Annotated in this window: 16 protein-coding genes, 1 rRNA gene and 1 pseudogene; 9 read left to right on the top strand and 9 right to left on the bottom strand. The window is 48.5% G+C overall.

Translation table 11 applies throughout. The features are described 5' to 3' along the window. The first annotated feature begins 205 nt into the window (after positions 1-205). The 4 genes from VGN67_RS01160 to VGN67_RS01145 all read left to right on the top strand — a co-directional run bounded on the left by VGN67_RS01160 (position 206) and on the right by VGN67_RS01145 (position 2,993). Positions 206-1,792, top strand: a complete 1,587-nt coding sequence (locus VGN67_RS01160) for a vitamin K epoxide reductase family protein (RefSeq protein ID WP_327484924.1) — start codon at positions 206-208, stop codon at positions 1,790-1,792. Positions 1,793-1,948: 156 nt separating this feature from the next. Continuing rightward, the gene (locus VGN67_RS01155; RefSeq protein WP_327484923.1) at positions 1,949-2,281 is read left to right on the top strand and encodes an MGH1-like glycoside hydrolase domain-containing protein; all 333 of its coding nucleotides are present in this window, start codon (positions 1,949-1,951) and stop codon (positions 2,279-2,281) included. Positions 2,282-2,420: 139 nt separating this feature from the next. Next, positions 2,421-2,660, top strand: coding sequence for a copper chaperone (locus tag VGN67_RS01150; RefSeq protein WP_327484922.1), 240 nt, complete (start codon positions 2,421-2,423; stop codon positions 2,658-2,660). A gap of 63 nt (positions 2,661-2,723) precedes the next feature. Further along, the gene (locus VGN67_RS01145) at positions 2,724-2,993 is read left to right on the top strand and encodes a hypothetical protein (RefSeq protein WP_327484921.1); all 270 of its coding nucleotides are present in this window, start codon (positions 2,724-2,726) and stop codon (positions 2,991-2,993) included. 154 nt (positions 2,994-3,147) lie between these two features. Here VGN67_RS01145 and VGN67_RS01140 read toward each other — a convergent pair. The 4 genes and pseudogenes from VGN67_RS01140 to VGN67_RS01125 all read right to left on the bottom strand — a co-directional run. After that, positions 3,148-3,348 (bottom strand): annotated as a pseudogene (locus tag VGN67_RS01140) ((2Fe-2S)-binding protein); the annotation flags it as partial. Positions 3,349-3,373: 25 nt separating this feature from the next. After that, positions 3,374-4,396: an SMP-30/gluconolactonase/LRE family protein gene (locus VGN67_RS01135; protein WP_327484920.1), complete on the bottom strand. Its 1,023-nt coding sequence runs from the start codon at positions 4,394-4,396 to the stop codon at positions 3,374-3,376. A gap of 275 nt (positions 4,397-4,671) precedes the next feature. Continuing rightward, positions 4,672-5,517, bottom strand: coding sequence for a sterol desaturase family protein (locus VGN67_RS01130; RefSeq protein WP_327484919.1), 846 nt, complete (start codon positions 5,515-5,517; stop codon positions 4,672-4,674). A gap of 98 nt (positions 5,518-5,615) precedes the next feature. Then, a complete protein-coding gene (locus VGN67_RS01125; RefSeq protein ID WP_327484918.1) occupies positions 5,616-6,251 on the bottom strand; it encodes an SDR family oxidoreductase in 636 nt (211 codons plus the stop codon). 88 nt (positions 6,252-6,339) lie between these two features. Between VGN67_RS01125 and VGN67_RS01120 the strand changes: the two genes are divergently transcribed. The 3 genes from VGN67_RS01120 to VGN67_RS01110 all read left to right on the top strand — a co-directional run bounded on the left by VGN67_RS01120 (position 6,340) and on the right by VGN67_RS01110 (position 7,970). After that, complete coding sequence (locus VGN67_RS01120) at positions 6,340-6,663, top strand: helix-turn-helix domain-containing protein (RefSeq protein WP_327484917.1); 324 nt, start codon at positions 6,340-6,342, stop codon at positions 6,661-6,663. A gap of 240 nt (positions 6,664-6,903) precedes the next feature. Further along, positions 6,904-7,344, top strand: a complete 441-nt coding sequence (locus VGN67_RS01115; RefSeq protein ID WP_327484916.1) for a response regulator — start codon at positions 6,904-6,906, stop codon at positions 7,342-7,344. A gap of 92 nt (positions 7,345-7,436) precedes the next feature. After that, complete coding sequence (locus VGN67_RS01110; protein WP_327484915.1) at positions 7,437-7,970, top strand: hypothetical protein; 534 nt, start codon at positions 7,437-7,439, stop codon at positions 7,968-7,970. A gap of 161 nt (positions 7,971-8,131) precedes the next feature. On the opposite strand, the gene VGN67_RS01105 is transcribed toward VGN67_RS01110, so the two are convergent. From VGN67_RS01105 to VGN67_RS01090, 4 genes are all read right to left on the bottom strand, one after another. Further along, positions 8,132-8,305 carry a hypothetical protein gene (locus tag VGN67_RS01105; RefSeq protein ID WP_327484914.1) on the bottom strand — a complete coding sequence of 58 codons (174 nt, stop codon included), beginning with the start codon at positions 8,303-8,305 and terminating at the stop codon, positions 8,132-8,134. A gap of 416 nt (positions 8,306-8,721) precedes the next feature. After that, positions 8,722-13,335, bottom strand: a complete 4,614-nt coding sequence (locus tag VGN67_RS01100; RefSeq protein WP_327484913.1) for a glycoside hydrolase family 9 protein — start codon at positions 13,333-13,335, stop codon at positions 8,722-8,724. A gap of 538 nt (positions 13,336-13,873) precedes the next feature. After that, a complete protein-coding gene (locus tag VGN67_RS01095) occupies positions 13,874-15,112 on the bottom strand; it encodes a DUF1343 domain-containing protein (RefSeq protein ID WP_327484912.1) in 1,239 nt (412 codons plus the stop codon). A 73-nt stretch (positions 15,113-15,185) separates the two neighbouring features. Continuing rightward, positions 15,186-16,691: a sulfatase gene (locus tag VGN67_RS01090; protein WP_327484911.1), complete on the bottom strand. Its 1,506-nt coding sequence runs from the start codon at positions 16,689-16,691 to the stop codon at positions 15,186-15,188. 321 nt (positions 16,692-17,012) lie between these two features. Here VGN67_RS01090 and VGN67_RS01085 point away from each other — a divergent pair, with 321 nt between their 5' ends. Together VGN67_RS01085 and VGN67_RS01080 are read left to right on the top strand one after the other, a co-directional pair. Next, positions 17,013-18,248 carry a HAMP domain-containing sensor histidine kinase gene (locus VGN67_RS01085; protein ID WP_327484910.1) on the top strand — a complete coding sequence of 412 codons (1,236 nt, stop codon included), beginning with the start codon at positions 17,013-17,015 and terminating at the stop codon, positions 18,246-18,248. 272 nt (positions 18,249-18,520) lie between these two features. Then, positions 18,521-19,585, top strand: a complete 1,065-nt coding sequence (locus VGN67_RS01080) for an SDR family oxidoreductase (RefSeq protein WP_327484909.1) — start codon at positions 18,521-18,523, stop codon at positions 19,583-19,585. A gap of 295 nt (positions 19,586-19,880) precedes the next feature. Here VGN67_RS01080 and rrf read toward each other — a convergent pair. Continuing rightward, positions 19,881-19,991, bottom strand: a 5S ribosomal RNA gene (gene rrf, locus VGN67_RS01075). Between the last annotated feature and the right edge of the window lie 21 nt (positions 19,992-20,012).

The raw sequence follows: 20,012 nt of genomic DNA, 5'->3' as shown, positions 1-20,012 counted from the left end.
ATGGTGGCAGGTCCAGACTTTTTTGCAAAATGCGGTACTAGTTAACTGTTAATCAAACCCTTAAAAACCATTTCCTGCTTTTGTTGTTCTGAATTTAAAAAGCTTAGACTATACGTCGAATCTGCCAGATTGAAAAGAAATATTCTGACTCAGAGAATTCTGTCTTATCGAATGAGAAACCCACAGCAGACAAAACGACTAGCCAATGATGAATCACGATAAGGAAAACAATAAAAAAGGCATGAAAGAAGGGGGCATGGGGATGCGCGGTGTAACCCGGCCCATGGCGGAGAAAGAGGTACGCCAGCACAACCAGCAAATGCACGGGGACGGGGAGCAGCAGCACGAAGGTGAGCAGCATGGGCAGGGAAACGACCATGGCATGATGATGTCGGATGACATGCGCAGACAGATGCTCCACATGCACCACATGCAGACCTTGTGGGTGTACTGGATGATTGTGATGCTGGGCTTCTGGATGGTATTCAATCCCCTAACTTTTGACTACGGCATCGGTACCGTCCAACCTTCCGGCGGGCGCAGTGTGTGGCTTACGCTGGACCAGCGTATCCTGTTCATGAAGTGGAGCGATATCATCAGCGGAGCGTTGCTGATCTTTTTTGGCTGGCGTGGCCTTACGCCCAACCGCCCCGTCAGCCTCTGGATCTGCTGTTTTATCGGAGTCTGGCTGACCTTAGCGCCCATTGTCTTCTGGTCTCCGACGGCAGTCGCCTACTACAACGATACCCTGGTAGGTGCCCTGATCATAGCCCTGACGATACTCATACCCGGCATGCCCAACATGATCATGTACATGAAAATGGGGCCCGAAACTCCTCCGGGCTGGAGCTACAACCCCTCCAGCTGGCCGCAGCGCTGGATCATGATGGTACTGGGATTCTTTGGCTGGATAGTGTCCCGGTACCTGGCGGCCTTTCAGTTAGGGTACCTGGATTCGGTCTGGGACCCTTTCTTTGGGGAGCAGAGCGAGCGGGTACTCAACTCCAGCATGTCCCATTCAATGCCCATATCGGATGCCGGTCTGGGAGCCATTGCCTATACCTTCGAGTTTCTGATGGGCTGGATGGGAGCCCCTACCCGCTGGCGAACAATGCCCTGGATGGTGGCTTTCTTTGGGATACTGGTAATCCCCCTGGGGCTGGTGCACATCTTTCTGGTTATTAGCCAGCCCGTGGTGGTAGGGGCCTGGTGTACCTTTTGTTTACTGGCGGCCGCGATCATGCTACCTATGCTCCCGCTGGAGGTGGATGAGGTAATTGCCATGGGACAGTTCATGAAAAAGAAACTTCAAAAGGGGGAAAAGTTCTGGAAAATATTCTGGAAAGGCGGCACCGTAGAAAGTGATGAGCAGGATGAAGCACCCGCAATGATGAAATTCCCGCAGAAGCCAGGTGCTGTGTACGCAGCTTCCATCTGGGGCATGAGCTTTCCCTGGACACTAACCGTAGCTACTTTGGTGGGTATTGTCATGGTTTTCGCTCCGGGAGTATTGGGGGTACCCATCAAGGCTACGCCCGCGGATATATTCCACCTGGGTGGTTCGCTGGTCGTGGTGGTGTCTGTCATTTGTATGGGAGAGCCCATTCGGCTGGGCCGTTACCTAAATATTTTAATTGGGTTAATTGTTGCGATTGCTCCCTGGTTCCTGGATGATAGTCCCACCAGTCTGAATATAACCGGAGTTGTGCTGGGGTTGGCCGTAGCGGCCTTGTCTATACCTCTTGGGCCAAAAACGCAACGCTACGCCGGCTGGGATGAGTACATCAGGTAAGCCCAAAGACATACCGGATCAGCAGGTACTTTCGGATGAGGAAATTAAATCTCAGGCGCGGGAGGTACTTTATAAAAATATGATAAGTGGCCGGAAGGCCGGCTATGACTACCATTGTACCAAGCTCTCTCCGGGCACTTATCCATTCCAGTACTTTTGGGATATCTGTTTCCACGTCTTTACCCTGAATGCTTTTGGGGAAGTGGACATGGCGAAAAAACACCTTCGGAGCCTATTTGCAATGCAGAGGCCCGACGGGTGTGTCGGCAGGTACTGGAAAGGCACCTGTTCCAGAATGATGGATTCAGGGTCCCCTATCCGGTCCCATCGCTTGCCATTGATGAACCGGCTTTCAAGCCGGATGCGTCCTTATGCATCTGGCGGGGCCCTACCTGGGTAGTATTCAATTGGACTTTACAGGGCTACCTGCTGGTTAACCATGAAAACGATCCAAATGGAAACACCGGTAAAGTTGATCCGTTCCGGTAGATCCGGGCGGTTAAGTTTAGCTTGCCGGTGAATTTAATAAACTCAGGAATATTCCTTTTGGAATGGTTTTATATACAATGATAAACCAGGAGCCTTAAAGTAGCTCCTGATTTGTTTCTAATTTTAACTTTTACCACTTATGAAAATTCTAAAATTCAAGACCAACATAAATTGCGGAGACTGCGTAGCTAAAGTAACCCCTTATCTGGATGGGGAAGAGCGCATCTCAATGTGGGAAGTAGATACCCAAACACCCGATAAGATACTGAGCGTATCCGGAGAGGAGTTAGAGCCCCAACACGTCAAAAATCTGGTGGAGGAAGCTGGGTTCAAAGCAGAGGTACTTCGGGTCCAGGCTATTGGCGGAGGTGATATGTAGGAGGTGCCAAACCAGCACCTCCTTTCTCTTCACTAACTAGTTTAGGCTAAACCAACACCTACTATGACTGATGTAAGTACCAAACATCCAAGCGGACTGCCCTTCGTAGAACTAACGGACTCCGGCAGAAAAATCTCCTTCCGGCGCGACTGTCTCGGGGAGGTAATGATCTCCCGTACTGTAGATGGTGGGGAAGAAAAACTGCTGGTAGAAGGCATTCGGCCTCCCTATACCGATCAGGACGACTTCCCGGTAGGCAGCCACATCACCTATACCATCAAGCTCGACTATAACCAGCAAAAGCACCAGTACACGCTGGAAGTCTGGCTGTAAGCTGGTAGAAGTCGCTCCGTCACCGCTACACCTACCACGAAACAGTGAACATACAACCGAATCGGATCAATTGATCACTGACTACTGCAAATTGGTCATTGGTTACTGATCATTGCTTTCAAAGTAGTTTGTCCAGCGTGATGGGCAGGTGGCGGATTCGCTTACCATCCAGCAGGATGGTACAGGCCCCGCACTGCCCGTGGTCGCAGCCCTTTTTGGTCCCGGTCAGGTGCAGGTGCTCCCGCAGCAGGTCCATCAGGGAAGTCCACACCTCTACCTGCAGCTGCAGTTCGGTACCGTTGATGGTCAGGGTGATGGTTTCGGTAGAAATGGTAGTCTGCGTTTTTACTTCCATAGCTCTATCAGGTGGGATACCGGAATCAGGCAACTGGCTCCGCAAGGGGTACTTTATAAATACAAAACTCTATGTCCGATATGTCGCCCACCGCTTCGTGAAGACGCGAGGTGGTAAACAAAAGGTTACCCAGGCCATCCAGCGTGAAGGTATCGGCCCATTTGATCTGCTCATCCTGAATCAGCGTCCTGATGTCGCCCTCCGGTGTCCGGTACACAATGGCATTTTTTTCCAGGTCGGCCATATACAGGTTACCGTTCTGGTCGAATATCATCCCATCCGGAGCCGGAGTTTTACCTAAATCCTCAACCTGTTCTTCCAGCTTTTCTTCATCCATGACCTCACTGGTCAGCATATCCGTGGATACCCGGTACAGGTGATAGCCTGTCAGGGCATGGTAGTACAGAAAGGCCTTATCGGGGGAAAGGGCAATGCCATCGGCATGCATCTGGGGCTGTTTGCCATCCCGGAGCCACTTTTCCCCCTCTACAGTCAGGTATATATCTTCGGCTTTTACGGATGGATGTTTATCAAGTAGTCGACGAGGTACTCCCGATACTATATCCAATAGGATAATGGCGCCGGTGCCGGACTCAGTAATATATATTCTACCAAATTCCTCGTCGATCCGGAGGTCATTCAGATAAGACTGCTCTGGTGCGATTTTCCGGTCAAAAATCCACTTATTCTTTAGTAGGTCCGTATTCAGATCAAATTCATAAAGAGCCGGGTTACCAACCACGCCCTTCATTTCGGGGTTGGCCGGGTCCAGCACAAACAGGGAGTTATCCTGGGCCCACACCGCCTGTACGCAGGTGAATTTATTATCCTGCGGGGCTCCCAGCCAGTGGTTCCACGACTCGTCGGGATAGGGAACGTAGCTGCCATCCTGCCTAACCTCGACCACCGAAAAGGGTACTCCTTCCCGCCACCTCGGAAAGCAGGCAAACAGTCGTCCGAGTGGGCTCATGGTTACCCCCGTTACCTGTACTCCTTTGAAGGAAGCTACTTTGGTAAGTTGATTTTGTGTTGTGCTTTGTTCTGCCATAGTTCAGGTGTGGATAGTAGATTTTGTATTAAATGAAAAGTACCTGGATTTAACCATACTTTTTATGGTCGGTTACAACTACTCCGGGACCGGGTATTGTTAGTACCTACTGCACCCCTTCATATCTTTTTCCGAACCTATATTTTTGCATTTTGTTTTTCGTAGAGCGGCAAAACTCGCAATCCGGGCAGGACCCGCTAGCTCCTCCGTGCTGTACAAAGGAGCCCCTCGTCCTGCCCGGATTGCAGCAGAATCATTACTATCTTTTTAGTATATCATAGTCTCAGCGGTACTTGTCCATCCGGAAATTTCCATTCTGCTTTGGGTTGTAAAGGCATAACCATCAGCTCACTGGCATTGGCATGGTGCCGGATGTAGGGTACTCCTGTGTTGATCTGGTCCTGGGGAATGTCCAGCCGCAGGGACTGGTGCAGCCGGTCCCAGATATTCAGGATTACGCTGTAATTACTATCGGTTTCATCCCTTACTACCGAATGATGTATGCCGTGCATCCGGGGCGTTACGATGAGGCGGGCCAGTCCGCGGTCGATGTGCCGCGGTAAGCGGAGGTTGGTATGGTGGAAGTTGGTAGCGCCTTCAAAGATGAGCTCATACACCAGTACCTGTCGGGGCGTCACCCCGGCCAGCAGGGCCCAGCCCCCCCGGTATAGAACTGAGATAAGTACCTCCCCGAAATGAAAGCGCAGCGCCGTCGTGACATCCAGGTCCAGATCAGCATGGTGTACCTGGTGAAAGCGCCACAGAAAGGGCATCCGGTGGTTGAGCTTGTGCCAGCGGTAGCTCCCGTAGTCAAGCAGGAGAAAACTAATTATGTGATTGAAGGGCGACGGGAGCCGGAGCACCCGCAGCAAGCCCAGGTTACGCTCCCCGGCCAGGAATGCTGCCTTTACCAGAGCGGGGATCAGGGACAGGCGGAGGGCTACTATCGCCGTGGAAGAAACCATGGAGTTGGTTTTCAGCCTTTCCCGGAGCGAGTCCTTCCGTTTTCGGAGGGCGTACCGCTTTTCGAGATAGAATAGGGCCAGTACTCCTACGGCCAGCAGCGGTGCGCCCTTAAAATCAAACAGTTGATTTATAAGCTTACTATTACTCTTTCCCATATCAGCAGAAGTTTAGTTTGTATATCTTACACCTGTTAATCTGTCCGCAACTAATGGCCTGGAGCTGATCTGTATCGCTTGACTCTTTTACTACCTGCTCAATAACTCACAAAGGGCATTTGAAAATGAAACTGCTCGTCTTCTATTTGTTTCAGTATAAAATCTGCTAAGTCAGCCCTGGCAATTTTTGTACTTGCGTTTACTCCTACCCAACCTACCCGGTAGGTACCTGCCTTTTTGTCGTTAGTAAGTCTTGGACCACGGACAATTATCCACTTTAAATCACTATTTGCCAGTACTTTGTGATGCTCTACTGCATCATTTAAAATTTTGGGCACAGCGATTTTCATGATAAAACGTATCATTTTATCGGGGAATTTTGGTTGGTCCTTTTCAGGGTACGGTAATCCCCCACCTGATAATGAAATTATTTTATCTACTTTTTCTTGCTTCATTGCCGAAGTAATATGTTTTGTTCCGTTGGTTTGGAGCCACTCCGGTGAACCTTTTACGTGTCCGAACAAGCTCACCACAACATCACAACCCTTAATAACAGTCTGCACATCTTTCTGATTTAGTACATCACCCTTAAAAACCTCTAAGTTTTGGTGTTTTATGGAAAGTTTCTCTGGTGTTCTGACCAGGGCATTAACCTGGTAGCCTTTGTCAAGGGCTATTGTCACAAATTCCATTCCTGTCTGACCTGATGCACCGAATAATGCGATTTTTTTCATGGTTCTCAATTAAGTCTTTAAATTATTAGCGAAGGTACCTACATTTGTAGTACTGGTCCACTGGTATAGTACTAACCTTTTCGTGTGTATGGAGAAAGAAAAGATATTCGTAACCGCCAGATGTCCCATTCGCACTACTTTGGAATTAGTAGGTGGCAAATGGAAGCTTTTAATTTTGCAACAACTTTACGATAAAGTATTGAGATTAAGTGAACTAAAATCTTTGATCCCAGATATAAGCGAAAAAATGCTCATACAGGAACTTAAAACATTAGTTGATAGCGGACTTGTACACAGGGAGAATTTTGGGGAAGTGCCCCCCAGAGTGGAATATTCTTTAACCGACAAAGGGAAAAATATAAAACCATTGATCGAGGAGATGCTACACTTTGCAGAATTATATGAAAAATAGATTGCCGCCAGTCAATAAATCAGTGGTGCGTCGCTTTTCATTACCCGGGCTGGAATCGGAGCGCCGAATGGCCTTGAATTCAGTATCAGCGTTTGCTGCCTTGTGATAAATAAAAAAGGTTCGAAACTAAGAAATGCCTTACACTATGTAATGTGGAACAGGTATAGTATTATCACATTTCTTTAGTTAGGTTTGCAAATTCATGCACATCAGGTTTTCCTGACACACACTATTACAGTAATGATAAAAAACCTCCTCATCATAGATGATGATCCGCACAGCGTTGAATTAACTGAACATGTAGTACGGGATTATCAGTTTGCCGAAAAAATTAAGGTACTTGCCAATGGCCGTGAAGGCCTGTCTTATTTTAACTTGCTCGCTACTGAGCCCAATGTTCCCGCTCCTGAACTTGTCATTCTGGATTTGTACATGCCCATCATGAATGGGTGGGAATTTCTGGATGCATTTTCAATCAGATACAGGGACCGCTTTCCCCAGACCTGCTTTTGCTTACTATCAGCTTCTAAAAGTCCGGAAGATAAGCTAAAGTCATTGAGTTACTCCTGCGTAATATACCTCATAAATAAACCAATTGCCGCCCGGCACCTGGGTTTCCTTGAGAAGTTTCTCCAGTCCAGAAGTCAACTATTTCTAAACACCGGGGAAAAATGGGAATAAAAAACTATTGCTTTTACCCATGTAAATCATAGTTGCTGGACTAGTACTTTTAAAAAATTTGTATTGTGCTAATAGACGCTTCTTTTTCCATAATGTATCCTACTATTTTGTTTGTCAGGCAGGTCAAGGCTGTAGAGGTAAGAAAGCTTTCGGGCCTGCTTACCTTTATATTATCCCTGGCAATCTCTCATTCCTGGGCCTTTGGTCAGACCCTGTCCAATGCCAACTATTACATCAGTCTCACCCAGCAGCCCATTATCCTTGTCTACGCCACGGCGGTCGATTACGAAAACCCTAAGGTAGTTGATAAGGCAATTCGGGTGGTAACCCGGGCTAAAAAGTCAAATTATAGTCTTTATGCCCGTATTGAACCCAATGGAGGCACGGGCCTTTCTCAAATTCCCCCTAATTTGTTTTTCCTTCAGGTGGATAATACCATTCCAGCCAAAAATGTACCGTTAACCCCCTTTTACCTTTCCAACGCTGATCAGTTGCTGTTCCGGGAATATGATACGGCTGATAAAGAAGATATCTATGAATTTGATTTTGGGGTAGCTACGCTAGGGTATTCCTACAATCCAGGGCTTTACAACTATTTAATAACCATAACCTTGATGGCACCTTAGTACCAAGGCTATTGAAGCTGGTTCTGCTAAGCTCAGAACCGTACCTATTGTATCATTCCAAGTACTATATTTCCTGCCTTTCTAATTGATTTCATGACAATTAAAGTACTTGAAGATTTATACCTGCCCTATCCTGGATACTTAAGTAAACAGGTACAGATTTACTCAATTGGAAAAAAATTCAAGGGGGCCCAATAGGCTACTTCAAACGGAATTCTTTCTTCATAACCTCGCTCATCGATTAATCTATAAAAACCTCCCTCACCTTCATTTTGATAGTATAAGGCAGCTTCAAACTTGATACCTGTTTTGTTTATTACAATAACTAATTCCATATTCCACGGCCTCTTCTCTTTAATATTGTACCATGTAACTATCTTTTGTACCATCAAAAAACAATTTGAGAAGACCATGAAACGGAGGGGTTAAATTACTTCTTCCCTTTGACTTTCGCAACTCGTCTATTTTTCGGTAAATTATCTACCTAAGCAGAAGTACTTGTCTCATACGGTAAATGCCTGGTATTCTGTCGCTCTAATAGGACTTGTATTCATTAACATCCCGCTTTTTAAGTATTTTAAAGGCAGTCGGTGCTGCTTAACTTGCTGGATTAATATCCCCGGCTGGCTGCTGTCAGCTACGCATAGTTCAATTAATCGTTGCAGCCCGCTAATAAATAGGTATTCTTAATGAAAAAGCCTGGCTCCAACCCCAAGGCAGGCTGGTAGCCAGGCTAATTTTAAATTTCAAACTACTTCACAAGTACCAATCGCTGCACGAGTCGCCGGGTGGGGGTACTCCACTGTACCAGGTATTGACCCGGACTCAGGCCGTTCAGTTCGAGCGTGTACTCATTCATCCCAACTACTACGGATATGGGCTGGCTAACGACCGGCACGCCGGTAAGGCCCAGTACTGAAAGAGTCCCTGGTTGTGCTGCGTCTGCCATTATCTGCACCTTTACCGGACCAGTAGCCGGATTAGGACTGACGGTCATCCGTACCTCATCAGAAAGCTCTGCCGACGGAGTTGCCATCCGGGCGGTTTCGTTGGGCGTTTCTATTCGCACGTTGTCGAGGTAGATCTGGTTGGGTCCAAAGGTAGGCAGTTGCAGCACCAGGCGTTTGATACGCGACGGATGGCCCAGTTGCGCCATAGTGACCACTACCTCCTGCCAGCTATTGGGGGTTGGCTGAAAGCTATACGTTTGACTGGCCTGACTATCATTTTCAGCGTAAGTTGTAAGCGCTAAGGTTTTGTTGGTGGTAGCATAAATCCAGAAGCGTACCGTGGTACTGGCCGTAACGGGCAGGGGCGTGTTTCTGAATATTGACCAAGCTCCCCAGCCATCTTTGTAGTAAAGTGAAGCCGATTGTTGTTCCACTTTGACCGGACTGGAATTGGCGTAGTTCGTTGTGAGTCCCCACGACCAGTCTTTCCAGGTACTTTTCAGGGCTTCGTCATAAATCATTTCAACGGTAGAGGAGCCGGGGCATAAGGCCGTAGTTACCCGTACCGGAAGACTATGGACCATCGTATTTCCTGAAGCATTTTTGGCCAGCACGGTATACGTATACGTCGTGTTACAAACCAGGCCGGTAATAGGCAGGGAAGTACCCGTTACGCTACCGTTCAATAGCGTCCCGTCCTGATACACTTCGTAGACCGCGGCAGTTTCATTATTCAGGGAAACGCTGTTCCAGTTTAGTTGCAGGCTGTTGGTCGTAAGGTTGCTAACCGATACACCGAAGGAGGGTTCCAGCCGAATGTTGTCAATGTAAATCAGGTTGGCATCCGATGCCTGCGACTGAATAATCATACGCTTGATCTTAGCTGGATTGCTCAGTTGCGGCATAGTGATTACCACCTCCTGCCACACATTAGGCGTAGGCTGGAAGGATACATAGGGACTCTGTCCGGTTTCATTTTCCGAAAATGTACATACTCCTATCGTCTTGCTGGTAGTAGCATACATCCAGAACCGAACGGTAGTTTGGGGAGTCGTTATAAAGTGACTGTTACGGATAATGGACCACCCTCCCCAACCGCTGGTATAGTTAATCGCCAGCGATTTTTGATTCACCTTGACCGGATTTGTATTTACATAGTTAGGATTAATCCCCCATCCCCATTCCTGCCAGTTGGTATGTAAGGCCTCCTCGTATATGACCTCACTACCGGTAGGCAGGGCGGGCGGGCAAGCCCGCGTGGTAGCGTTTGTGGCTGTACTCATGGCCGATTTGTTTCCAGCCGCGTCCTTTGCCAGCACCGTGTAGGTATAGGCCGTGCCACAGGCCAGATTGCTTACGTTTAAAGAAGTACCTGTAATGGTACCATTCAGCAAGGTACCATTCTGATACACTTCGTAAGCCGTTACGCCCACATTATCCGTGGAGGCAGTCCAGGTTAAGGTCAGGCCGGAAGCGGTGATATTATCTGCTACCAGGCCGGTAGGTGCGGTTGGCGCCTGGGTATCGGAGCAGGCAGTAGTTGTCAGAGATAGCACGCTGCTTGGAGCCGATTTATTACCGGCGGCGTCTTTTGCCAGCACGGTAAAGTTATACGCAGTATTACAGCTCAATCCGGTTACCGCTAACGAAGTACCCGAAATAGTACTGTTGAGTAAGGTACCGTTTTGGTATACCTCATAGGCAGTAACGCCTATGTTATCCGTCGAAGCAGTCCAGCTGAGGCGCAGGCTCGTGCCCGTCACGTTACTGGCCGAAAGATTCGTCGGCGCGCCTGGGGCCTGCGTATCAGGAGTTGCCTCACCCGCAACCAGTCGCAGGTCGTCAATGATAAAGCTTTGAGGTTCTCCTGAACCATCCATGATATTTATCCGCTGAATTTGGGTTATATCTCCCCATTCACTCCACGGAATCCGAACCAGGGTCCAGGCGTTTGGCTCGGCACTAATGCGGTAGGAGGAAGAAGGCTCGGCGGTTTCGGTTTGATTTACGGTCACGCGTACACTCTTCCCGGTTCCGTAAAACCAGAACTGCACTCCGCCGGGATAGTTGGCTGTACGTAGTACTTCGCTGTTTCGCAGGCTCAGAGCACCCCAGGCCGCAGTAGCGTTCACTTTCAGCGACCGCTGGCCTTCCTTTACGGGTACTGTATTGGCAAAATCCTGATTACTATTCCACGACCAGTTTGAAAAGGTACTTTTCAGCGCATCCCCGTAAATAATGTAGTCGTTCGGACTGGGTGCGGGCGTGTTGACCGTTACCGTATTGCTGGGATTGGAGCGGTTGGCCGAGAAGTCAACGGCCTTTACGGTGAACTCGTAGCTGGTACCCGGCGACAGCGTCGTCAGGTTTAGGAACGTCTGGGGTGTTTCGGCAACCTTTGTCCCATTCTGATAAATTTCATAGGCCGTGACGGCGCGGTTATCAACCGAACCGTTCCAGCTCAGCTTGACCGAATAAGGAGACAGGTCAGAGGCTACCAGGCTAGTGGGGGTGGTCGGTGCTTCCGTATCGGTCGGGTCCGAGGTGGGCGTCATCAGGCGACTGAGCAGACTGACGTAGGGGGCCTGATTGTAAATAGCCACTTCGGTAAAAATCCACGAATTCTCGGGGAAGCCGGCGTTCCAGTCCTTGTAACGTTTTTGCAGGGGCTCATTGCGGATGTCTCCCTGCGTACCATCGTACTGGTTCATGTTGTTGGGGCCGCCGGTCAGATAGCCCGGTGCGGGTCCTTTCGGCGAAGTGAGCGCGTTGTCCCATTCGGTGCCATCCGCAAACCAGGTGTGGTAAATTTCATTCTGCGAATTCTCCGCTCCATTTCCGTACATGTTTGACAGCATCACCTTACCCTGAGCGTTAACGCCGTGAAACCAGTGCAGGTACTGTTCGGCTACTTCCCGGTACAGTGCCTTGTTGGACGAATTAACGTTGAAGTCTACAAAGTCCAGATTTGCTATGCCGGCGTTACCGCGTACCTGGTTACTGCCCCAGTGGTACTGAGCGTCGGCCATGTGTGCCCGGTACAAATCGGTACGCGCGTTGTAGTCGTTGACAGACAGCACACTGTTCTGCTGACTTTTCAGGCTCCGGATGCGCGTGGCTACCGTGGGTGTAGCGGCCGGATTGGCCGCGTAGCGCAACAAGGCAATATGTACGTGCATGGTATACGGCCCCCACCATTCGTTGGCAATGGGTTGAATCTGTGCGTACTGCGACTCCACAAATGCTTTGTATTCGGCCTTACCCGTGGCTTCAAACAGGTAGATAGCGGCTACCACCGCCGACTGACGCTGAATGTCGGCAGGTTTATCCGAATCACCCGACTTGATATTGCCATCATCGCAGGCAGTCTCGAAGGTAGTAAAGTTATTGGTCGTAACTTTTGCGCGGGCAAAAGCCTGTTCGGCCCGCACAATTAGGTCCTGCGCGTAGGGGTCCAGGGCCGGAATAGTACGGTAAACAGCTCCGGCTACGGCAAACATAGCGGCTCCCGATAAGGTGGAGGAAGTACATTCGGGCAGGTAGTAGCGCGGCCGCTTGTCAGCACTGGGCGGGCTGGTTTCGTTGTAGTTGTCAACACCCACTTTCAGAAACAAGCCACCCGTTCCGGTAGCATCCTGCATGCGCTTAAGAAAATCAAGCTCCCACTTTACTTCGTCCAGAATATCCGGAATACCGTTCCCGGATTCGGGTATATTGAAGTTGTCACCAAAAACCGAGGGATTCAGCCGGTACGATTCAACCAACAGGGCTACGGGTTCTTCCGCAAAAGTTACGTACTTGTTCATATCACCGGCGTCCATCCAGCCGCCGTGCAGGTCGCGGGCGGTACTCATATCGCCCTTGGCGAACCGGCTGGTGGCCTGGCGGTCCTGTCCCGGCCCTTCGTGGGTGGCAGCATCCGCCCACTTTGCATCGGTATAGGGTGGTTGCTTGGCGAAGTTGATGCGTTGGTAATAGTAAGTGCGAACGACAGCTTTCAGTACTTCGTTGTAGACGTTATCGCCAATCTCAAAACGATAGGACCCTACGTTGTTACCTACGTCAAATAGGTAGTACAACCCCGGCGCATTGACCACCGAAAAGTCGAACCACCAGCCCTTGTCACCCGACGTGGCCTGGGTAATGCCGTCTTTCCAGGCCTGAATAGTGCCGCTGAAAACCACAGCGTCGTCCGTCCACCGGCGTACCTGGTACTGATTCTCGCCGGTACTGGCGTTAAACTGTTGACTGGCGTTGGAGCCAACCTGGGGATTTACGATAACCGCTACTTTACGTGAGTTTTGCAGGTACCCAAATTGATCGACCCGAATAAATCCGGTCGTGGAGGGTGGTGAAGCTAAGCTTTGGAAGGCGGTAAGTACCCAGACAAATGTCCATAAAAGTTTACTTTTCATACATAGTATTCCCGCGCCCCGAACGGGTAGTTTAGTGAAAATTTTTACATGGCTAATACGTATGCTTCTTCGGGACTAAAAGCAAACAAACTTATAGAGTCAAATGGGGAGAAAAAGGTTGTTTCGCTACGAATGGACAGAAATAGTGGTTGAGTTGTGAAGAAATGTGATTGAGTGGTAGTGGCTAGCCGATTGGTTTACGCACCTCCACCCAGGTTTTTGGGGGAATTGTAAGTTTTTTAACTAGTATGGGAAGGACTAGTTTGGTAGGAGGACTCAATTGTCCTCGTGAAATATCCTACCAGCCCGCCTTACATGAAGGGAAGGACGGGGAGGCAATATTCGTTTAGACGTATTACTTGCAGTTAAGTAGCTGGTAGCCATTAGTTTTTAGCTATTAGCTTTTTGTCATTGCCTAAAATAGGTTGACCACAAATCAACCTATTTTAGGCAATGACATATAAATTACTGTATAAGAACGGATTGTAAATAATTCTAATGCAAAGAAATTTTGCGCAAGTACTTATTACCCATTGATTCAGGGATACAACAGGTACTTTTTCCTCCGGGCTTTGTAGTCCGAAAGCTGGGGCTCCCAGGAGGCTCTGATTTCCTCGGCTGACTGGCCGGCCATGATTTGCTTTTTAAAATCATAGACCCCGGCCAGGCCGTCAATATTTCCCATTTGGTTGCTCTGGGTACGATCAAAAAATTTATCCTTGTCCGGATAGGCCTGGTACAACTGGATCATCCAGTCCAGGTTGATTCTTTTTGACTTCCGCAGTTGGGTTACGTCATAGTTTCTGAGATCAAGGCCATAACAAAGTTTGTTCATGTGTAAGGGCGTTTCACTCATTCCGGGTATCCCCACCGGGGTAAAAGAAAACGAATACTTGTCTTTCAAGGCCGGACTGCCCAGGACCGTAAAGGGATAATAGGTACCTCGTCCGTGGTTTAGTATAGTTCCTTCAAACAAGCAGGTGGAAGGATACAACACTATGCTTTGCGGGGTATTCAGGTTGGGGGATGGCTTCACGGGTAGCACATATTCCATGTCGTGGTGGTAGTTGGCCACCGGAATTATTTTAAGCCGACAGATTTTCCCTTCCGGCAGCCATTTTTCCCCGTTGATCATCTGGGCAAATTCGGCAATGGTCATTCCGTGGGCGATTGGAATGGGGAACTGGCCAATCCCCGATTTAAGCCGCATATCCATAACGGGTCCGTCAACCAGGTACCCATTGGGATTGGGCCGGTCCAGGATCAGCAACTCCTTATTGTTCTCGGCGCAGGCTTCCATGACATCGCGAAGGATATTGATGTAGGTATAAAACCGGCACCCTACATCCTGAATGTCAAAGATCATCAGGTCAACGTCCGCCAGGTCCGCGGCGGTCGGTTTTCTTTTTTTGCCGTAAAGAGAAATAATAGGGATGCCGGTTGTCGGGTCCTTCTCATCTCCCACGACGGCACCATTGCTGGCATTACCCCGAAATCCATGTTCCGGACCAAATACTTTTACAATTTTTATACCTTTCGTAACCAGGCTGTCGACCAGGTGCTTTTGCCCAATAATAGTCGTTGGATTGGCCAGGATGGCTACTCTTTTGTCCTTCAGATAACCTATATACTTTTCGGTTTGATTAGCCCCGGTTAGGATGCTCTCGGCTGGTCTCACCCGGGTCTTTTCAGAAGATTTTTCAACGGCCGGAAGGTGACTCCCTGACAGAGCCCCAACTACCAGGAGCAGCAAGCTATAAAAAAAGGTAGTACGCATGATGATCGTATTTAGGAAAAATATACCTGGATAAGGTACTTCCCGGGTTACAGTATTGATTAGTAAATCCAGACTACCGAACGGCTTTATCCGGTAGTTCGGCTTTAATTCCCTGGTCTAAAGGCATTTTATCCGGATTAGCGCCGGTCTGCTTGAGTTGTCGGGCTAACTCGGCTTTTAACTCTTTGAGCTGGCCGGCGTACCGCGAATCATTAATCAGGTTATGATTTTCGCCCGGATCAACCGCAATATGGTACAGCTCGGCCAAATGCTGATCTGGCCGCTCATCGCCGGTGGGGTAATGAATGTACTTCCATTCATCCGTGCGGATACCCCGGACGTTGGGCGTATAGGGAAACTGCTTCTCATAATTATACTCGTAGAACCAGGCCTTTCTCCAGTTTTTGGTATCACCCTGAACCAGGCGTTTAAAAGATTGCCCGTGAATGTCCTTTAAGGCGGGAGCCCCGCACAGTTCCAGAATAGTAGGTGCAATATCCAGCGTCAGAATCTGCTTTTCCACTACGACCGGTTTGCTGACCGGCGTCAGGCCCGGAAAGCGCACTACTAACGGGATATGGATACTGGGCTCGTGCATGGTTCGCTTGTCTACCATGCCATGCTCCCCGTTGAGAAGTCCGTTGTCGGATGTAAATACAAAAATGGTATTGTCAAGCTCCCCCATTTCCTTCAGGGTTCGGTAAATTTCCCCTACGCTATCATCCACCGAAAGGATCGTACCCCAGTAGGCATGAATCATGGCTTCAAAATCCTTAACTGCTTCGGGTGAAGAATCAGGAAATTTCTTGCGCCAGTCAAAAAGGGGACCGTAGATGCCATGCCAGGTAGGCAACCGCTGGGCGATCCACTTGGGTTTGTCTTCCAGTTCAAAAGCGCTCCTGGGGTAGGTAATACGTACGTCGTCAAACGCGTTGGCATATTTTGGTTCCGGAATATAAAAGCTATGCGGAGCTTTGTGACCCAGAATCAGCATGAATGGCTTATCACGCTTTTTTCTGAGCCAGTCATTGGCCATTCCGGTTACCACATTGGTATAGTACCCTTTGATTTCCCGGCTGCCCTGCCCATTGATATTAAATTCGGTATCCCAGTACTTACCCTGACCTTTGTGGGTTACGAAATAATCGAAGCCGGGGCGGGGTTCGTCGTTTTCTTCTCCCATGTGCCATTTGCCAATGTAGCCGGTCTCATAGCCTGCTTTCTGTAGCGCTGCCGGGAAGCTGGGCAGGTTGGTCGGGTACTCGGTGAAGTTATCCACCACTCCGTGGGCGTGGGCGTACTTTCCACTTAGGATAGAAGCACGACTGGGAGAGCAAAGTGAGGTAGTACAGAAATAATTTTTAAAATGGACTCCTTCCGCAGCGAGTCGGTCAATATTGGGGGTCTTCAGGTAAGGATTCCCTGCTACACCCAGCGCATCCCACCGCTGGTCATCCGTCAGGATCACCACAACATTGGGTTTACCCGCTCTCGGCTCTTCATTTTTCCAGCTGATAAACCCCAGCAGAATTGCGAAACAGACACTGCTTATAAGTACTATTTTTGGTATTGATCTCATAGATACTAGTTCGGCTTTCAAAGTTAAAGTACTAACGCCAAAGTCTATCAGTACTTTATTGGAAAAGTACCGCGCTCCTAGGTATCTACTCCCACCGGGCCTTCACCTCTTTTAGTTGGTTGCCTTATAGTACTCTACTTTTCGACTACCGTACCTTCTATACCGTCGCAGTTTCCTACGAGCCGACTGGTTGAAGTAATTGTGCAGAAGTCAGCTTTAATCAAAATTTAATCCAATTCCTATGTTATTCTCAGATCTGGATGTCAACTTTGACGAACCGTTTGGCCATTGATAACCAATAGGATAAGTTACGTAAGACACATGGTAAGCCGGAAAAAATTGACCTTGCTCTTTTCAGGATTGGTACTTGTTATTCAGGTTACTTTTTCAGGTTTTGTGTTTACCCTTTATTCGGTTTACCGCAAGGAAGAATTCTACGGGCAACTTCAGTCCAGGGCTCGGGTTTACGGACGAATACTGCTGGGCCGACCGGATGTGAAGCACCTGCGTAGCGCTAAAATACCGCCCGGTGATTTGCTAACCCTCACCGACGAACAGATTAGTATATACGATCAAAAAAAGCAGCTGCTTTTTGATAATCAAAATGCAGAGCCCAATTCCATTGAACAAAAGCTGCTGACCCAGGTACTAAGCAACCCTGCCGTGCCGGTTCGTTTTACCCAGGGCGAAACAGAGGGCATTGGGACGGTTTTTCTTCACGACAATCAGCGGTATGCCATTTTTGTGGCTGGAAGCGACGAGTTGGGCTATGCCAGGCGCAACAACCTGCTGATGTTGCTGGTACTGGGCAATGTTGGCGGACTGGTGCTGGCATTTTTGGCCGGATGGTTTTTCTCAGGCCGGTTTTTAAAACCACTGGCCGTTTTGGCGAACACCGTAAGACGGTATTCGGAGGCTCGTCTCCGTACGCCCTTAAACCATGTATTGGGTACCCTTGAGCCTTCTTTCTATAACGATAAGGAGCCGGAAGAAATGCGCCGCAATCTGAAAAGTACAATTGAAGAAATACAGGAAATAAACCACTTGACCACTAATTTATTAAGTCTGACCAAATTCATTAGTGAACCCCTGGAACTAACCCCGGTACGATTGGATGAATGTGTAATAGCGGCGGTGGGTCAGGTCCAGCAAAAATACCCGGACCGGACCATTGAACTAACCGTTGAAGGCCTGGATGACTTTCCCGTTGTTAAAGGGAACGAGGCCCTGCTTACCACGGCAGTTGCCAATGTCATCGAGAATGCCTGTAAGTATTCAGAAGATGCTGTAAAAGTCAGGATTGAGTTTTCAAGTGCTAACCCGTCCCAGTACAGTATTCAAATTACAGACCGGGGCCGTGGTATAGCCGAAGCAGATATCCCGCCCATTTTTGATCCCCTGGCCCAGGGAAAAAACAGGGAAAAGGTGGCCGTATTCGGGCTTGGCCTCGCTATTACCTATCAGCTGGTTTCTCTCCATCGCGGTCAAATCTATTTTCAAAAGCCTTCTGATGGCATTGGTACTCTAGTCCATATTCAATTCCCGGCGGCTCGCTAAAAGCAGGGGAATATTTTGTTGAACGCTGAATTATAATTGGCTACTCAAATCTACCTTATTTCTGGTCTTATTGGCTTTACTCATTGGTTCATCTTCCTTAAAAATCCTTGAACCAATACCCCCTGACTTTTCTCCCAAAACTATCTCTATTTAAAAACTGGCCATTTTGAATAAACCCGCTCCGGTTTCCTATAGAAATCCCAGGAGGCCCGCTTCCGTAAACATTTAGTGGGTTTGGACGTTTTAAAACGTATACTAAACTACACATCAACATGAAAACAGGGACTAGTAAAACAGCTCTGATTACAGGAGCTTCGAGCGGTATCGGTAGAGAACTAGCCAGGTTGTTTGCTCAGGATGGTTACAATCTGGTGCTGGTTTCGCGGGGTGAAAATACCTTAAATGAGTTGGCAACTGAGCTGAAGAGTACCACCGACACCCAAAAGGTAACGGTCCTTCAAAAGGATCTGTCCAAAGAAAAAGCCGCTCAGGAATTATACAATGAAGTGAAACAGCAGGGCATCACAGTAGATGTGCTGGTCAATGATGCGGGAGTAGGCGTACATGGTATGTTCGCAAATGAAACCGATTGGGAGCAGGAAAGCGCCATGATTCATTTGAATACCATTTCGCTGACGCACCTGACCAAGTTGTTTCTGAAAGACATGGTGGCCCGTGACGAAGGAAAAATCCTGAATCTGGCTTCGATTGTATCGGTTATGCCATCTCCGCTGATGGCCGTGTACGCGGGCACCAAGGCCTATGTCCAAAATTTTACGCAGTCACTGGTCAACGAATTGAAAGGTACCAATGTGACTATTACCGCCCTAATGCCCAACGCAACCGACACGGACTTCTTTAATAAAGCCGGGGCAGAAAACACCCGGGTTACGGAGCAACTGGACGATCCGGTTATGGTAGCCCGCGACGGGTACAAGGCGCTGATGAAAGGGGAAGCCAAGGTTGTGGCGGGCGGCCTGGTCAATAAGTCGTATGAAGTATTGGCCCATATTGCTTCCGAAGAGGCTTTGGCGGCCATGATGCGCAAAAACATGGAGCCTAAAGACGAGAACTCGAAGTCCATGTCTAAAAAGACCCAAAACCAGATAGCGATGGGAATTGGACTGGCGGTTGTGGGATTGTTGGGGTTTGCGTTAGCCAATTCCTACTCAAATTTAAACGCTTACGAAAAAGCCCGGTATCGGTACAAGTTAAACCGGACGGGTAAAAAGGTAAAGAAAGCGGTAAACCAAACCAGAGAAACAGTAGCTGATACCGTGGCTAATGCAAAAGCAACCGTAGAAAACGCCCTGGCTGATTACCAGAAGGCTTATTAATTTTCAAAAATGGAGTGGGCTTTCCTTTGGGTACTTAGGAAAATGTTTCACAGAATAAATTATTCGAATGAGGCCGGCTAGAATGTTCAGGCCGGCCTCTCCTTTTTTGAGCATTTTCAAAAAGGATTAAGCTGTATGGGAGTGGAATTTAAAATAACTTATTGGGAATAATTAACGGACAAGAAACTGTTTGTTCTTGTCCGTTCAGCCCCAAATTGTGAAGAGCTGGCATAGAGTTCTAGCGCCTTAAAACCATCAAAGCCCCGCTTTTAAGGGCGGGGCTCTTGTGGTGAAGAGGTGGCGGCTACCTACTTTACCGGCTGTTAACCAGTATCATCGGCGGTGCGGGGCTTAACTTCTCTGTTCGGGATGGGAAGAGGTGATCACCCGCCCCATAGCCACCATCAGGCCTGGGGGTGTATGTACT

The organism is Telluribacter sp. (genome assembly GCF_035998675.1).
Lineage (GTDB): Bacteria > Bacteroidota > Bacteroidia > Cytophagales > Spirosomataceae > Telluribacter.
Note: the sequence above shows the minus strand (reverse complement) of the source record. Positions and strands in the feature narration are given on the sequence as shown.

What these genes read in the sequence shown, in the direction of transcription:
- VGN67_RS01160 (WP_327484924.1), top strand. Translation starts at nt 206, where the DNA reads ATGATGAATCACGATAAGGAAAACAATAAAAAAGGCATGAAAGAAGGG.
- VGN67_RS01150 (WP_327484922.1), top strand. Translation starts at nt 2,421, where the DNA reads ATGAAAATTCTAAAATTCAAGACCAACATAAATTGCGGAGACTGCGTA.
- VGN67_RS01145 (WP_327484921.1), top strand. Translation starts at nt 2,724, where the DNA reads ATGACTGATGTAAGTACCAAACATCCAAGCGGACTGCCCTTCGTAGAA.
- VGN67_RS01135 (WP_327484920.1), bottom strand. Translation starts at nt 4,396, where the DNA reads ATGGCAGAACAAAGCACAACACAAAATCAACTTACCAAAGTAGCTTCC.
- VGN67_RS01130 (WP_327484919.1), bottom strand. Translation starts at nt 5,517, where the DNA reads ATGGGAAAGAGTAATAGTAAGCTTATAAATCAACTGTTTGATTTTAAG.
- VGN67_RS01125 (WP_327484918.1), bottom strand. Translation starts at nt 6,251, where the DNA reads ATGAAAAAAATCGCATTATTCGGTGCATCAGGTCAGACAGGAATGGAA.
- VGN67_RS01120 (WP_327484917.1), top strand. Translation starts at nt 6,340, where the DNA reads ATGGAGAAAGAAAAGATATTCGTAACCGCCAGATGTCCCATTCGCACT.
- VGN67_RS01115 (WP_327484916.1), top strand. Translation starts at nt 6,904, where the DNA reads ATGATAAAAAACCTCCTCATCATAGATGATGATCCGCACAGCGTTGAA.
- VGN67_RS01110 (WP_327484915.1), top strand. Translation starts at nt 7,437, where the DNA reads ATGTATCCTACTATTTTGTTTGTCAGGCAGGTCAAGGCTGTAGAGGTA.
- VGN67_RS01105 (WP_327484914.1), bottom strand. Translation starts at nt 8,305, where the DNA reads ATGGAATTAGTTATTGTAATAAACAAAACAGGTATCAAGTTTGAAGCT.
- VGN67_RS01100 (WP_327484913.1), bottom strand. Translation starts at nt 13,335, where the DNA reads ATGAAAAGTAAACTTTTATGGACATTTGTCTGGGTACTTACCGCCTTC.
- VGN67_RS01095 (WP_327484912.1), bottom strand. Translation starts at nt 15,112, where the DNA reads ATGCGTACTACCTTTTTTTATAGCTTGCTGCTCCTGGTAGTTGGGGCT.
- VGN67_RS01090 (WP_327484911.1), bottom strand. Translation starts at nt 16,691, where the DNA reads ATGAGATCAATACCAAAAATAGTACTTATAAGCAGTGTCTGTTTCGCA.
- VGN67_RS01085 (WP_327484910.1), top strand. Translation starts at nt 17,013, where the DNA reads ATGGTAAGCCGGAAAAAATTGACCTTGCTCTTTTCAGGATTGGTACTT.
- VGN67_RS01080 (WP_327484909.1), top strand. Translation starts at nt 18,521, where the DNA reads ATGAAAACAGGGACTAGTAAAACAGCTCTGATTACAGGAGCTTCGAGC.